The organism is Variovorax paradoxus, assembly GCF_030815975.1.
GTDB lineage: Bacteria > Pseudomonadota > Gammaproteobacteria > Burkholderiales > Burkholderiaceae_C > Variovorax > Variovorax paradoxus_N.
On record NZ_JAUSXL010000002.1, the window covers coordinates 897,270 to 910,929 of the forward strand.

The following is a 13,660-nucleotide window of genomic DNA, read 5'->3' on the forward strand; positions in this document are numbered from 1 at the left end:
GCGGCCGGCCCGGCGCGCTTGCTCAGGCAATGCCGAAGCGATGCAGCGTGCTGCTGCTGAACACTTCATTCGGCCGCAGCACCGTCGAAGGAAAGTCCGGCTGGTTCGGCGAATCGGGATAGTGCTGCGTTTCCAGGCACAGTCCGGCGCCGCGCCGCAGGCTCTCTCCATCGGCGCCGCGCAGGCTGCCATCGAGGAAGTTGCCCGAATAGAACTGCACCGCCGGCTCGGTCGTGCGCACCTCCATCACGCGCCCGGAAGGCGGGTGTTCGAGCCGCGCCGCCAGCGCCAGGCCGGCGGGCTCGCGGTCGAGCACCCAGTTGTGGTCGTAGCCGCCGGCGACGCGCAGCTGCTCGTGCGGCGCATCGATGCGTGCGCCGATGGGCATGGCTGTGCGAAAGTCGAACGGCGTTCCGGCCACCGGCGCAAGGCCGAGGGGAATCAGGCCTGCATCCACCGGGCAGTAGCGGCTCGCGGGAATCGTGAGCCGATGGTCCAGCACCGCGCCCTCGCCTGCGAGGTTGAAGTAGTCGTGGTGGCTCAGGTTCAGCACCGTGGGCCGGTCGGTCACGGCGCGGTAGTCGATGCGCCAGGTGTTCTCGCGGGTGCTGAGCGCGTAGCGCACCGTCACCTCCAGCTCGCCGGGAAAGCCTTCTTCGCCGTCGGCGCTGGTGTAGCGAAGCTCGATGGCAATGTCGCCCACTGCGCTGTCCGCCGGCACCGGCTCGATCTGCCAGAAGCGCGTGCCGAAGCCCTGGTGCCCGCCGTGCAGCGAGTTGGCGCCGTTGTTCAGCGGGAGCTGGTGCGCAACGCCGTCGAGCGTGAAGCGCCCGCCCGCGATCCGGTTCGCATAGCGCCCGACGATGGTGCCAAGGTGCGGATGCGGGCCCAGGTAGTCCGCGAGGCTCGGCAGGCCGAGCACGATGTTGCCGCTGTGCCCGCGGCGGTCGGGCACCTGCAATGCGGTGACGATGCCGCCATGGTTGATGGCGCTGAGAAGCAGGCCGCGGCCGTTGTCCAGGGTGTATTCGGCCACGCTGCGGCCATCGGGCATGCGGCCGTATTCGCGGGTGGTGATGGTGCTGCTGCTGTTCATCGGCGGTGCTTCCAGTAGGCAATGAGCCCGGACAGATAGTGCTCCACGTCGTCGATGCGCACGCGGAAGCTGTGGTGCTTGATGAAGAACGAACCGGCAATGCGCTCGGGGTTGCGGAAGAACATCGCGAGCTCGGGCCAGAAGTAGCCGTTGGCCAGGTAGCGCGCGCGGTGCTCGAGCGCGCGGTCGAACTTGGCGCGGTCGAAGCCCTCGAGCAGCGGGCGCAGCGCGGGGTCGGCGGCCAGGCGCTCCACCATCTCGCGCGCGGCCATCATGAGCTCGAGCAGGGTCGGAAAGGTGGTGATGCGCTCCAGCACGAAGTCCAGGTAGTCGGCCACGTTGCAGAGGCCGAACTGGTAGTAGCGCGTTTCGGGCCGGTAGCGCGTGAGCTCGTTGACGCAGTAGCTCAGCCAGTGGTCGTGCGCGCGCCAGTGCTCCGCGGCAATGAAATGCTCGAAGGCCTTCTCGACCACCGCGAGCCAGCGCTCGTCGCGCGTGAGCCCATGCAGGCGCATCAGGCCGAAGGCGGCCTCGCCGTCGTAGTAGATGACGCGGAATGCGTCCTTCACCTCGAGCGAGGGGTAATTCAGCACGTGCACGAAGCGCCCGCTGGCCGGGTCCTGCATGGCCTGGATGCCGAGCGCGAGCTGCTCCATCAGCGGCAGGTACTGCGGATCGCCCGTGAGCTCCGTGTACTTGACCAGCGCCAGCAGGCACACCGCATTGCCGCCCAGCTTGATCTCGTCGCCGACGTCCAGCAGGTAGGCCGCGCGCGTGCCGCCGGGCAGTTCGACTTGGCGGATCAGCCGCTTCGTCAGCAGCGACAGCGAGCGGTCGATGGCCGCCTTCTGGCTGTCGCTGCGGGTCAGCTCCCAGGCTTCGAGCAGCGCGTAGGTCGAGCTCGCGTGGCGCAGCGTGTTGTAGGTGGGAATCGCGCGGTCGAAGCACGGGAACCAGCCGTAGTGGAACTCGCCCGTGGGCTTGACCTGCGCCGCGAGATAGTCGCTGGCGCTGTCCACGAGGCTGCGCACCTGGCCGGGGCCCCATTCGGGCAGCGTCCGATAGCCCGCCGCCTGCCCCTTGGACGTGATTGGCCACGCGCCCTCCGCGTCGGCATAGGCCGCGCGGGTGACGAAGCACCACACCGGCGCCGCGTCGTCCTGCGGAAAATCGAGCTCGGCACCGAAGCGACGCTTCGCATGCAGGCGCAGGTTGCCCGCATTGGGCTCGGCATGCTCCACCGTGCCGTTGTAGAAGATGGCGCTGCCGTTGATCTCTGGCGCGAGCAGCGCCACCTCGAACTTCGCGTCGAATGACACGCCCTGGTTGAAGTAGTTGCGCTTGGTGCGCGCCAGGCGGGCCTTGAGCGCACCCCAGCTCATGGGCTCGACCTGGTCGACCAGCTCCACGCGCACGCGGCGGGGCTGCATGCCGATGCGCTGCGCGAGCGCAATGGCTGCATCGCGTGCCTTTTGCCAGGCCTGCTCGGCGCTTTCGCCACGCCCGGCGACCACGCGCGCGCGGCTCGCGCCGTCGCCCATCGCAATCAGCACCACGCAGCCGGCCTCGGGTGTGGCGGCGGCGCCGGGCAGCGTGCCGTCCGGGGCTGCCAGGATCTGCCTGGCGCGGTTCAACAGATCCATGGGGAGCGTCGGTTCTTGGGTCATGCAGGCGCGAATGATGACAGGCCGCGCGGCCTGCGCAAATCCTTGGGCCTCCCGACCGACGTCTCAGGCCCAGGTTTCGAGCACCGCGCTGCGCACCGCCTCGACGGCGCTCGCGTGCCGGCCTTCGGCCGCGAGCCAGCACAGCCAGGTGCGCGAGCGCCAGCCGTTCCAGATCGCGAGTTCGCCGTTGCGCTGGCCCTGCTCGGCCTGGTCGAGCCGCAGCAGGCCCGCGCCCATGCCGCTTGCGACCATGCTGCGCACGGCGCTTTCGCTGTCGGCCGTGCGCCCCTGCCTGTAGTCGCGGCCGGCGCCGGCGAACAGCTTCTCCAGGTGCGTGCGCAGGATGCACGATGGCGGCGTGCCTACCCACGGCAAGCGGGTGAGTTCGTCGAGCGTGAGGCCCGGGTGGGCCTCGGACAGCGGCAGGGGCAGCGTCACGACCAGCTCGACCGGAACCAGGCGCAGCAATTCCATGCCTTCGACCTGCTCGCTGTCGCTGAGCGCATAGGCGCAGTCGAGTTCGCCGCGCTGCACCGCCGCCAGTGTCTCGAACGACAGTCCCTGGCGCAGCTGCAGCGTGACCTGCGGATGGCGTTCGGCGAGCTTGACCAGCACCTCGCCGAGCCTGAGCGCCACCGGATCGACCACCGTGCCGAAGCGCACCACGCCCTGCGCCGCGCCGCGCAGCTGCTCGGCGGCCGAGCGCATGCGCATGGCCGAGGCCAGCGTGCGCTCGGCTTCCTCGAGCAGGCTGCGGCCGGCCTGCGTGGGCACCATGCCGCGCGGCGTGCGCTCGAACAGCTTCACGCCCAGTTCGTCCTCCAGCGCCTTGAGCTGGGCGCTGACGGCCGGCGCGCTGGTGAACACGCGCTCGGCGGCGCGGGTGAGGCTGCCCTCCTTCGCAATGGCGACGAAGGTCTTCAGTTGATAGAGCTCCATGACGCAAATTGTGAGCGCTGGCGTGGCCTGCGTCCGTTCGTTTTTTTGGAGCCCCCGGTCCAAAGAAGCGAATGGCCGCGCGGCGTGGAAAAGCCGAAGCTTGGCGCCATCGATTCAATGCAACGAGGCCCGCACACCATGCCCACCGCCAATCCACGTCCGCTCGGCATTGCCGCGCTGCTGCTCGCCACCTCCGGATGGGGCGCCATGTTCCTCGTCGGCAAGGACGTTCTGCCGCACGTCGAACCCGTGTGGTTCACGCTGATCCGCTACAGCATGTCGGCCCTGCTGTTCGCCGCGCTGCTGCTGCCGCGCGGCGCGGCGCCGTGGCGCAAGCTTCGCCTGCACGCGCTGCCGCTGGCGCTGCGGGGCGCCGCGGGCTTCGGCGTCTTCAGCGTGATGCTGTTCGTCGGGCTCGCGCATTCGGTGCCCTCGCACGGCGCGGTGATCGTGGCGACCACGCCCATGACCACGCAGCTGGTGCGCTGGGCCTTCGACGGCGTGCGGCCCGCGCGGCTGGCACTGCTGGCGACGGCGCTGGCGCTCGCGGGCGTGGCCATGGTGTCGGGCCTCTTCTTCGGCGCTGCCTCGTCGGCCGGCTCGACGCTCTTCGGCGATGCGGTGGCCTTTGCCGGCACGCTCGGCTGGATCTGGTACACGCGCGGCGCGGCGCGCTTTCCCGCGCTCGACGTGGTCGAGTATTCGGCCCTCACCGTGCTGGCTTCCTGGCCGCTGCTGCTGGCGGGCGCGCTGATCGCCACCGTCCTTGGCGCCAGCCATGCACCCAGCGCCGAGGGCCTGCGCCTGTCGTGGCACGCGCTGCTGTTCGTGGGCCTGGCGCCGTCCGCCATTTCCGTGCTGGCCTTCAACTACGGCGTGCGCACGCTGGGCGCCGTCACCGGCACGGCGTTCCTGAACTTCGTTCCGGTGTCGGCCCTGTTGATGGGCATTGCGCTGGGCAAGCTGCCTTCTGCGAATGAACTGGCCGGCATGGCAATGGTGGTCGGCGGGTTGCTGCTGCATACGGCCGCGAGCCGCAGGGCTGCGGCCGCGATCGCGCCCGCAGCGCGCGCCGAGGGCGGCAACACCGCGGGCTATCGTGCTTGCGGCGCCAGCGTGCGATAGAAGTAGGTGGTGTCGCACGGCGCGCCGCCGGGCAGCAGCGCAAAGCCCGGAACCACGCCGACGCGCGTCCAGCCGAGCCGGGCATAGAGCCGCTCGGCCTCGGCGCTGGAGGTGTCGAGCACGAGCAAAGTCTTTCCGTGTTCGCGCGCGAGCTGCTCGGCGGCCTGCATCAGCAGCGCGCCCACACCCTGGCGCCGGGCACGCCGGTGCACGAGCATCTTCGAGACCTCGGCGCGGTGCGGCTGGTTCTCGGGCTGCGCGAGCACCAGCTGCACCGTGCCAACGATGCCTCGCGCATCTTCGGCCACCAGCAGCGCGCGCTCGCCGCCTGCCACGCCCTCGGCCACGCGATGCCAGAACGCCTGGGCGCGCCCGGGCGCGAGCGGCAGCATGAAGCTGACCGAGGCGCCGCCTTCGACGCAGTCGACGAGCACGTCGGCCAGCTGCCGGACATGCACGTCGTCGACGCTGGAGAGAACGCGGATGCGTGGCACAGGAGTTATTGCCGCAGGTTGGGTCATGTCATCTCCAGGAAGAAGGCGAGGTGGCGATCACGACGGCATAGCGCGCGATCTGCCGGGTGGGGTTGTAGTAGCTGGTGGGGCGGTCGAGCATCAGCGCCAGACAGTCGCCCGCGCCGAGCCGGTGGCGGTCGTCGCCGAGCGTGACTTCGATGGTTCCTTCGAGCACCCACACCTGCTGGTGAACCTGGGGTTCCCGCGCGCCGGTTTCGTAGGCCACGCGCGCCTTGGGCGGAAAAAGAATCTCGACGATATGGAGCGGCGATGCGGAGCCGCCGGGCGACACGTTGCGGCGCACATAGCCCGAATGCGGATCGCGCCATTGCGGCTGGTCGGCCTGCCGGGACACCGGCCCCGGCGCAGGCACCGGCGCCTCGAACAGCGACGCCAGCGGAACGCCGAGGCCGGTCGCAAGTTTTTCGAGCAGCACCGCCGTCGGGCTGCTTTCGCCGCGCTCGATGAGCGAGATCATCGAGCGGCTGACGCCGCAATGCGCCGCCAGCGCATCGAGCGAAAGGCCGCGGTCGGCGCGCAGGTCTCGCACGCGCTGCGCGATGCGGTCGTTGAGGCTTGGTGGCTGATTTTCCATGATGTCGGAAGTATATCCAACATCGTGGAAAACAAGTCAAGCGGCCACGCGAACGAACCGGCCGGATCGTTCGATACCATGCGGCGAATGAGCCAGCGCAACTGGCCAATCAAAGGGAGAGAACAATGTCATCGGACACCAATTCGGTTGCGCGCGCGCAGCACTCGGAGCCGAGCTTCACACTCTATTGGCGGCGCTTCTGCGAAGCGTGATGGGTTATGTGCCAGATGTCCGCGTGGCTGGGTACCAGACACCCGGGTGGGAACAACCCATGCCCCTGCACTTCTTCAAAGGCGAGGCACTGCGATGAAGGCTGGCTGGCGACTCGGATTGCATGTCGCGCTATGGGTCATTGCCTCGCCGTTGATTCAGGTGCTGGCCGGCTTCGTCGGGAGCAGCGCGTTCGCTTCGTTGGGAAGGTTCGCGCCGATGCTTACCCTCTTCATCGAAGTCTCGATCCTCCTGCTTTGGGCCGCATGGATTTATTGGCGCTACGTACCTCATGCGCCAGGGGTCGGCCGCCGAATCGTGTACGCCGTCGCCTTTGTGTGCGTACTCGGGGGCGCCGCCTATGCGGCTCTGTGGGCAACCTGGTTCCTCGCCACCATGCTGTTTGGAGCGTAGGCGACTGGCTTCATCAACCAGCCCGCACGTCCAGGGTAGTTGCCGCTGCATGCCCAGGTATCGCGGCGCGCTTCATTCTTTCGGCCTCGACGACGGCTCCCAAGAATCAGGCGTGGTGGCGACCAGTTCCTTGAGGTTGGACCAGGGCTTTGCGCCTGGCACGGTGGTGCCGCCCGTGATCGCCACCTTCGCGAAGGCCACCATCCGCTCGCGCAAATACTGCCTGTCGCTCTCCGGCCAGGTCTCGATCGAATGGGGTGCGCGGGCCACCACGATTTCGCGCGCGCCGGGAATGCGGTCGTAGGCGGCCACGGTGCCTTCCAGTGTTTCGGCGCGGTCCCACAGGCCTTTGCCGAAGAAGGCGGCCGGCCACTTGTGCATGCCCGCGAGCGGCGCCGAGTTCGGATAGAACAGGATGTGATGGTCCGCCGCCATGCCGCCAAGAAACAGGTTGCGGTCGGCCAGGTCGGGCGAGGCGGGCAGGTAGCCCGCGCCGCTCGCAAACGAAGACAGCAGGATCGCGCCCTTGATGTTCGAAAGCCCCTTGGGCGGCAGGCATTCGGGCACCGGCATGTCGTCGCTGCATGCGCCCGAAAAGTTCTTGGCCATGGCCCAGGCCGTGGACATCGAGCCGCGCGAATAGCCGCCGAGCAAAATCGGAATGCGCGTCGACTTCATGCCGCCCAGCAGCTTGCCGGCCGCCTCGCGGCCTTCGAGCACCCGGCCGTCGGGCGTGAGAAGCCGCAGGCCGTCGCCGGTGTCGAACTGCGCGAGCACGCGAAACACGTCCTCGCCCTGCTCCAGCGTGTGGGTGTCGCTGAATCCGCCCGAAATGCCCTCGCCGCGCCGGTCGTAGGCCAGCACGTCGAAGCCCGCCTGGTGGAGCGCATCGAGGTTCTCGCGCCACCAGCGCTGGCCCATGGTCTCGGTGGTGGCGTTCGGAAACCTGATGTCGACCGCCCGGCCCGTGGCCGGATCGATGCGGTAGGGTTTTTCGTCGGGGTGCTGGATCGCGGTGAGCTGCCCGCCGCCGCCCGGCGCCATGATCGCCAGCGCGCGCATCCTGCCGCCCTTGCCGTCGTCGACGCCGCGGCCTTCGATGTACCAGCCGCGCAGCTTGACCGGATCGGCCATCTTCAGGTCGATGCGCTCGAAGCTGTCGCGCGGCACGGTGAACTCGACGATGGTGGTGCTGGCATCGGCGCGCGCAATCGCCTCCGCATAGGGCGCCTTGGCGAAGAAGGCCGGGCGGCGGATCTGCCGCAGGTCGACGAGCCCTTCCGGATCGATCTTGCCGGAGGGATCGACCACGCCGGTGGAGCGCGTCGAACGCGCCTTGTTCGGCGGCAGCCAGCGCTGCATCTGCGCATCGATGCGCGCAAAGCAGGCGGCATCGGCCTTGCAGGTGCGCCAGCGCTCCTTCAGGCGTGCATCGGTGAATTCTTCGACGTAGTAGTCGCTCCCGGCATAGCCCGCGGGCGGATGGTAGGCATTGACGCCGAGCGGCACGCACACGGTGCGGCCATCGGACTGCGGCAGACGGTAGCCGGGCAGCTCGTGGTTGCGGTCGACGCCCACCCAGGCGCGGCAATCGGTGGGCGGCGGCTCCGCCCTCGTGCTTGTGGAAACGGCCGTCCCGTGGGAAGAGCAGCCGCCGATGGCCAGGGCCACCACAAGCACCGCGCCTGCGGCGGGTCCGATGCGAGAGAACGTGCGCATGTTCTTGTCTCCTTCTTTTTTGATCCACGCGATGCGCGGCCCACTATAAGAGCATGAAGGCCGCGGCGGCCACGAGCGTGGGGCCGAGCGCACCCAGCAGCAGCCCGCCGGCGCCGATGGTCTCGTCGGAGAAGCCGCGCTTGAGCAGCGCGACGCCCGCGGGATTGGGCGCGTTGGCAATCACCGTCAGGCCGCCGCCGGCCACCGCGCCGGCCACGAGCATGTATTTCGATTCGTCCGAAATGTTCGAGATCAGCGAGCCCAGGTAGGTGAGCGCCGCGTTGTCGGTGATGGCCGTGAGGCCCAGCGCGCCGAAGAACAAGGCCAGCGGCTGCAGGCTGGAGACGACCGACTCCAGCCACCACTGCTGCATGCCGCCAAGCACCACCAGCCCGGCCAGGAAGAAGCCGACGAGCAGCGCCTCCTTGATGATCAGCGGGCTCTGGTGGCGCTCATAGGCCTGCGTGAATCCGAGGAACATCAGGAAGAGCCCGAGGAACGCCACCGGGTGGTGCGCGAACAGCACGATGCCGGCCAGCAGCACCAGGTGCGCCACGGCCACGGCGGGCGGCACGGGCGCTTCGGCGAGCGCCGCGTCCCCGGCCGATGCGGCGGGCAGGTGCCTGCGCAGCACGAAGGCGGCCACGGTGGCGTTGACGAGCACGGCGATGGCGGCCTTCCAGCCGAAGGTGGCGAGCATGAAGGTGCTGTCCCATTGCCAGGTCGAGGCCACCATCAGCACCGGCGGCGCGGCGTACGACGTGAGCGTGCCGCCGATCGATACGTTGACGAACAGCACGCCCAGCGCGAGGTACTTCACCGCTTCGGGCACCTGCGGCCTGAAGATCTGCGGCGCGAGCATGAGCGCCGCAATGGTCATGGCCGCGGGCTCGGTGACGAGCGAGCCCAAGAGCGGAACGGCCGCCAGCCCGAGCCATGCTGCCGCGACAGGCGTGGGCAGCGGCAGCACCCGCGCCACGAGGCTCACGCCCGACATGACGGTGCGCAGCACGGGCCGCGAGGCGGCCACCACCATCACGACGAAGACGAACAGCGGCTCGGTGTAGTTGCGCGACTCCGCATAGCCGAGCGCCGGCCCGCCCCCGACGACCAGGGCCATTGCAAGCACGAGCACGATGGCCCAGAAGCCGAACACGACTTCCACCTCGCCCAGCAGGTGGAACAGGCCGGCGTGCCGGGGAAAGCGGTGCGACAGCCGCTCGAACTGCTTGACGGCAAAGGTGTGGACAAGCGCCACGGCGAAGATCGCTGCGGCAAGGTACTGGATGGTGGGCTCTTGCATGGGAGGGATGGCGTGGCTGATCCGCGTGGCGGCCCGACCATCGCATGAACCTGCGGTGCCGCAAAGAAAAACACAAGCGGCCTCGCACCCGGCCCCAGTTTAACGGGGCCGCCAGCTAAGGCCGCTGCAGCCGCTGCAGCAGCTCCACGCTCGGATAGCCGTCCGCTGGCAGGCCGACGCTGCGCTGGTAGCGGCGCAGCCCTTCGCGCGTGGCCGGACCCATGACGCCGTCGGCCGCGCCGGTGGCAAAGCCGCGCTGGCTGAGCGCAGTCTGCAGCTCGACCATCTGGCTGCGCGAGAGCGCCGCCAGGCTTCTCGGCCATGGCGCCTGCACGTCGGGGCCGCCGCCGAGGCACTGCGCGAGCAGGCCCACGGCGAGCGCGTAGTTGGTCGAGTTGTTGTAGCGCAGCACGGCGCGAAAGTTCGGCCCGACAAGGAAGGCCGGCCCCTGCGCGCCCGCCGGCAGCAGCACCGCGCCATCGGCGAACTCCGGCAGCGGCCGATCGTCTATGGCTCTGAGCCCCTCGGCCGCCCATTGCGCGCTCGGCTGCCGCACGGCCATGTCGGCGCGGCCGTAGTCGAAGCCCGCCGGCAGCCTGACCTCCACGCCCCAGGGCATGCCGGCCTGCCAGCCCGAGCGCGAGAGAAAGTTCGCCGTCGAGGCCACCACATCGGGCATGCTGCCCCAGATGTCGCGCCGTCCGTCGCCGTCGGCATCCACCGCGTAGGCCAGAAAGTTCGACGGCAGGAACTGGGTCTGGCCCATGGCGCCCGCCCAGGAGCCGATCATGCGGTCGCGCGCGATGTCGCCGCTGTCGAGGATCTTCAGCGCGGCCAGCAGTTCGCGGCGCGCCCAGTCTTCGCGCCGGCCCTCGAAGCCGAGCGTCGCGAGCGCATCGATGACCGGGGTGCTGCCGTAGTTGCCGCCGTAGTTGCTTTCCATGCCCCAGATGGCGACCACGATGGTGCCCGGCACGCCGTAGCGCGCGGCGGCCGCATCGGCTTCGGCGCGCACCTGCAGCAGCTTGTCCTGGCCGGTTGCAATGCGCTGGGGCGAGACGGTGTTGTCGAGGTAGTCCCAGGCGGTGCGCGTGAACTCGGGCTGGGCACGGTCCAGTTCGATCACCCGCGGGAGAAACTGCACCTGGTCGAAGGCGCTTCGCAAGGTGGCCTCGCTGATGCCGGATGCGCGTGCGGTGGCGCGGAAGTCGGCAACCCACTTGGCGAAGCGCTGCTGTTCGAGCGCGGCGGCGTCCGGGCCCGCGGGCGTGGTGGGCGCGGGCGTGAGCGTGGTTGCGGGCCGCGCACCCGCTGTCGAGCCGGGCGACTGCGTTGTCGATCCCGATGGCGCGGAAGCGCAGCTTGCGACAAGCGCCGCGATGGCCGCAGCCGCGATGGCGCGCCGGGTGGACTGCAGGAATGAGGTGCTGCTGGCTTGATGCATTTTTGGATTTTCACCCGTGCTGCACGGCGGCAAGCCGTTCTCACGCGCCAACGCGCCCCTTTCCTACACCTGCGATGGGCCGGCCAGCGAGCATGAACCACCAGCAGCGGCCCTTCGCGGCTCGAAGAATCTCAAGGGGACAGCCATGCCACACCAAACCTACGCCGCATGCATCGAGGCATGCAACGGCTGCGCCACCGCGTGCAACCACTGCGCCGCGGCCTGCCTGAAGGAGCCCGACGTCCAGATGATGGCCAGGTGCATCGCGCTCGACATGGATTGCGCGGCCGCCTGCCAGTTTGCCGCGGCCGCCATGGCGCGCGGCAGCGAACATGCCAAAGCCATCTGCGCGCTGTGCGCCGGCATCTGCGAAGCCTGCGGCGAGGAATGCGCCAAACACAAGCACGACCACTGCCAGGCCTGCGCCAAGGCATGCCGGGACTGCGCGGCCGCATGCCGCGCCATGGCGCGCTGAACTGCTGCGGCACGGCGAGCGTCCCGGCTATGCCTTGCCGGATGCCGCCTGCTGCGTGAATGAAAGCGCCAGGAAGTCGACGAAGGCCCGCACGCGCGCGGCCAGCTGGTGCCGCTGCGGATACACCGCGTAGATGTCCGCATCGGGCGTGAAGTACTGCGGCAGCACCTGCACCAGGCGGCCGTTGCGCAGGTAGCGGTTGATGTCCCACTCGGCCCGCATCAGGATGCCGTGGCCTTCGAGCGCCCAGTTCACGGCGATCTCGCCGTCGTTGGTCGCGAGGCTGCCGCGCGTCTTGATGGACTCGGTGCGCGCATGGCGGCCTCGTCCGCTCGTCAGGCGCCAAACGCCGTAGGCCTCCTCGCCCTGGCGGATGCCGATGCAGTTGTGCCTGGCCAGGTCGTTCGGAACCTTGGGCGTGCCGCGCGCTGCCAGGTAGGCGGGCGATGCGCACAGCAGCCGGCGGTTGGACGCGATGTGCCTCGCGACCACCCGGCTGTCCGGCGGCGCGCCAAAGCGCACGCAGACATCGAACAGGTCTTCGCTCGGCGCCGGCGGATTGACCGACAGCTGCAGCTGCACCTCCACGGCCGGATGCTTGCGCACGAAGCGCGAGATCAGCGGCGCCACATGGCTGCGCCCGAAGCCCAGCGTGGCATTCACGCGCAGCAGGCCGCGGGGCGTTGCGCGGGACACGCCCAGCAGTTCCTCCATGCCGTCGATCTCGCCGAGGATCCGGCGTGCATGCTCCAGGTAGAGCTCGCCCTCGGGCGTGAGGCTCATGCGGCGCGTCGAGCGGTTGACCAGCAGCACGCCGGCGCGCGATTCCATCAGCGCCAGGTGCTTGCTGACCGCGGGTGTGGTGATGCCCAGCTCCCGCGCGGCTGCGCTCAGGCTGCCGGCGCTGGCCAGGGTGGAGAAAAAGCCGAGATCGGCCGGAAGGATGGCGCTGCTCATCGTGGCCTCACTGTTGAATCCAGGTTAACGATGGCTTCACTTTAGCGCCGATTCCGCAGGCTCCTGATTCTTACAGTGGGCACTTCTTCCCAACCTTTCGCGGACATCGCCATGAAGACGTACAAGATCGCAACCATCCCCGGAGACGGCATCGGCAAGGAAGTCGTGCCCGCGGGCCAGCAAGTGCTGGAAGCGCTGGCTTCGGCCAGCAGCAGCTTCAGTTTCGAGTTCGAGAATTTCGGCTGGGGCGGCGACTGGTTCCGCGCGCACGGCGTCATGATGCCGGACGACGGCCTCGACGCGCTGCGCGGCAAGGACGCGATCCTGTTCGGCTCGGCCGGCGATCCGCACATTCCCGACCACATCACGCTATGGGGCCTGCGCCTGAAGATCTGCCAGGGCTTCGACCAGTACGCCAACGTGCGCCCGACACGCATCCTGCCCGGCATCGACGGCCCGCTCAAGCGCTGCGGCCCGGACGACCTCAACTGGGTCATCGTGCGCGAGAACTCCGAAGGCGAGTACGCCGGCGTCGGCGGCCGCGTGCACCAGGGCCACCCGATCGAAGCCGCGACCGACGTGTCGATGATGACCCGCGCGGGCGTCGAACGCATCATGCGCTTCGCCTTCAGGCTGGCGCAGTCGCGGCCGCGCAGGCTGCTTACCGTGGTCACCAAGAGCAACGCGCAGCGCCATGCGATGGTGATGTGGGACGAAATCGCGCTGCAGATCTCCAAGGAATTCCCCGACGTGACCTGGGACAAGGAGCTGGTCGACGCCTGCACTGCGCGCATGGTCAACCGGCCGGCCTCGCTCGACACCATCGTCGCGACCAACCTGCATGCCGACATCCTCAGCGACCTGGCCGCCGCACTCGCGGGCAGCCTGGGCATCGCACCCACCGGCAACATCGATCCCGAGCGGCGCTACCCGTCGATGTTCGAACCGATCCACGGCTCCGCCTTCGACATCATGGGCAAGGGCCTGGCCAATCCGGTCGGCACCTTCTGGTCGGTCGTGATGATGCTGGAACACCTCGGCGAAGCCGAGGCCGCCAGGCGCGTCATGCAGGCGGTCGAAGCCGTGACGGCCGACCCCGCGCTGCACACACGCGATCTCGGCGGCACGGCCACCACGGCGCAAGTCACGCAGGCCGTGTGCGCGCGGCTCGCATAGAGAGCATCCCTTTCATACCGCAACC

At 69.0% G+C, this 13,660-nt stretch carries 13 protein-coding genes; 4 read left to right on the plus strand and 9 right to left on the minus strand.

The genetic code is table 11. The annotated features are described in order from the left end of the window. Nucleotides 1-22: 22 nt before the first annotated feature. From QFZ47_RS07995 to QFZ47_RS08005, 3 genes are all read right to left on the minus strand, one after another. Nucleotides 23-1,096, minus strand: coding sequence for an aldose epimerase family protein (locus QFZ47_RS07995; RefSeq protein WP_307655138.1), 1,074 nt, complete (start codon nucleotides 1,094-1,096; stop codon nucleotides 23-25). After that, nucleotides 1,093-2,739 (minus strand): Mur ligase, encoded by a 1,647-nt coding sequence (locus QFZ47_RS08000; protein ID WP_307655139.1) that lies wholly within the window; start codon nucleotides 2,737-2,739, stop codon nucleotides 1,093-1,095. Before QFZ47_RS08000 ends, QFZ47_RS07995 begins: the two co-directional genes overlap by 4 nt. 87 nt (nucleotides 2,740-2,826) lie before the next feature. Beyond that, nucleotides 2,827-3,702: a LysR family transcriptional regulator gene (locus QFZ47_RS08005; RefSeq protein WP_307655140.1), complete on the minus strand. Its 876-nt coding sequence runs from the start codon at nucleotides 3,700-3,702 to the stop codon at nucleotides 2,827-2,829. Nucleotides 3,703-3,840: 138 nt separating this feature from the next. Between QFZ47_RS08005 and QFZ47_RS08010 the strand changes: the two genes are divergently transcribed. Then, nucleotides 3,841-4,827, plus strand: a complete 987-nt coding sequence (locus tag QFZ47_RS08010; RefSeq protein ID WP_307655141.1) for a DMT family transporter — start codon at nucleotides 3,841-3,843, stop codon at nucleotides 4,825-4,827. Here the strand turns inward: QFZ47_RS08010 and QFZ47_RS08015 are convergent. Next, a complete protein-coding gene (locus QFZ47_RS08015) occupies nucleotides 4,797-5,348 on the minus strand; it encodes a GNAT family N-acetyltransferase (RefSeq protein WP_307655142.1) in 552 nt (183 codons plus the stop codon). The genes QFZ47_RS08010 and QFZ47_RS08015 overlap by 31 nt on opposite strands. A 1-nt stretch (nucleotide 5,349) precedes the next feature. Continuing rightward, a complete protein-coding gene (locus QFZ47_RS08020) occupies nucleotides 5,350-5,937 on the minus strand; it encodes a helix-turn-helix domain-containing protein (protein ID WP_307655143.1) in 588 nt (195 codons plus the stop codon). Between the two features lie 306 nt (nucleotides 5,938-6,243). On the opposite strand from QFZ47_RS08020, the gene QFZ47_RS08025 reads away from it, so the two are divergent. After that, a complete protein-coding gene (locus QFZ47_RS08025; RefSeq protein WP_307655144.1) occupies nucleotides 6,244-6,561 on the plus strand; it encodes a hypothetical protein in 318 nt (105 codons plus the stop codon). 72 nt (nucleotides 6,562-6,633) lie between these two features. On the opposite strand, the gene QFZ47_RS08030 is transcribed toward QFZ47_RS08025, so the two are convergent. The 3 genes from QFZ47_RS08030 to QFZ47_RS08040 form a co-directional block, all read right to left on the minus strand. Further along, nucleotides 6,634-8,280 (minus strand): alpha/beta fold hydrolase, encoded by a 1,647-nt coding sequence (locus QFZ47_RS08030; protein ID WP_307655145.1) that lies wholly within the window; start codon nucleotides 8,278-8,280, stop codon nucleotides 6,634-6,636. 43 nt (nucleotides 8,281-8,323) lie between these two features. After that, nucleotides 8,324-9,583 (minus strand): putative Na+/H+ antiporter, encoded by a 1,260-nt coding sequence (locus QFZ47_RS08035; RefSeq protein ID WP_307655146.1) that lies wholly within the window; start codon nucleotides 9,581-9,583, stop codon nucleotides 8,324-8,326. A gap of 115 nt (nucleotides 9,584-9,698) precedes the next feature. Further along, entirely contained in the window at nucleotides 9,699-11,027 is a 1,329-nt protein-coding gene (locus QFZ47_RS08040; RefSeq protein ID WP_307655147.1) for a lytic murein transglycosylase, read from the minus strand. Between the two features lie 145 nt (nucleotides 11,028-11,172). On the opposite strand from QFZ47_RS08040, the gene QFZ47_RS08045 reads away from it, so the two are divergent. After that, complete coding sequence (locus QFZ47_RS08045; protein ID WP_307655148.1) at nucleotides 11,173-11,502, plus strand: four-helix bundle copper-binding protein; 330 nt, start codon at nucleotides 11,173-11,175, stop codon at nucleotides 11,500-11,502. A gap of 27 nt (nucleotides 11,503-11,529) precedes the next feature. Here QFZ47_RS08045 and QFZ47_RS08050 read toward each other — a convergent pair whose 3' ends face one another. Continuing rightward, nucleotides 11,530-12,459, minus strand: coding sequence for a LysR family transcriptional regulator (locus QFZ47_RS08050; protein ID WP_307655149.1), 930 nt, complete (start codon nucleotides 12,457-12,459; stop codon nucleotides 11,530-11,532). A gap of 111 nt (nucleotides 12,460-12,570) precedes the next feature. Here QFZ47_RS08050 and QFZ47_RS08055 point away from each other — a divergent pair, with 111 nt between their 5' ends. Next, nucleotides 12,571-13,635, plus strand: coding sequence for a tartrate dehydrogenase (locus QFZ47_RS08055; RefSeq protein ID WP_307655150.1), 1,065 nt, complete (start codon nucleotides 12,571-12,573; stop codon nucleotides 13,633-13,635). Nucleotides 13,636-13,660 lie beyond the last annotated feature (25 nt).

Coding starts and splice junctions, on each gene's coding strand:
- QFZ47_RS07995 (WP_307655138.1), bottom strand. CDS start 1,096: ATGAACAGCAGCAGCACCATCACCACCCGCGAATACGGCCGCATGCCC.
- QFZ47_RS08000 (WP_307655139.1), bottom strand. CDS start 2,739: ATGGATCTGTTGAACCGCGCCAGGCAGATCCTGGCAGCCCCGGACGGC.
- QFZ47_RS08005 (WP_307655140.1), bottom strand. CDS start 3,702: ATGGAGCTCTATCAACTGAAGACCTTCGTCGCCATTGCGAAGGAGGGC.
- QFZ47_RS08010 (WP_307655141.1), top strand. CDS start 3,841: ATGCCCACCGCCAATCCACGTCCGCTCGGCATTGCCGCGCTGCTGCTC.
- QFZ47_RS08015 (WP_307655142.1), bottom strand. CDS start 5,348: ATGACCCAACCTGCGGCAATAACTCCTGTGCCACGCATCCGCGTTCTC.
- QFZ47_RS08020 (WP_307655143.1), bottom strand. CDS start 5,937: ATGGAAAATCAGCCACCAAGCCTCAACGACCGCATCGCGCAGCGCGTG.
- QFZ47_RS08025 (WP_307655144.1), top strand. CDS start 6,244: ATGAAGGCTGGCTGGCGACTCGGATTGCATGTCGCGCTATGGGTCATT.
- QFZ47_RS08030 (WP_307655145.1), bottom strand. CDS start 8,280: ATGCGCACGTTCTCTCGCATCGGACCCGCCGCAGGCGCGGTGCTTGTG.
- QFZ47_RS08035 (WP_307655146.1), bottom strand. CDS start 9,583: ATGCAAGAGCCCACCATCCAGTACCTTGCCGCAGCGATCTTCGCCGTG.
- QFZ47_RS08040 (WP_307655147.1), bottom strand. CDS start 11,027: ATGCATCAAGCCAGCAGCACCTCATTCCTGCAGTCCACCCGGCGCGCC.
- QFZ47_RS08045 (WP_307655148.1), top strand. CDS start 11,173: ATGCCACACCAAACCTACGCCGCATGCATCGAGGCATGCAACGGCTGC.
- QFZ47_RS08050 (WP_307655149.1), bottom strand. CDS start 12,459: ATGAGCAGCGCCATCCTTCCGGCCGATCTCGGCTTTTTCTCCACCCTG.
- QFZ47_RS08055 (WP_307655150.1), top strand. CDS start 12,571: ATGAAGACGTACAAGATCGCAACCATCCCCGGAGACGGCATCGGCAAG.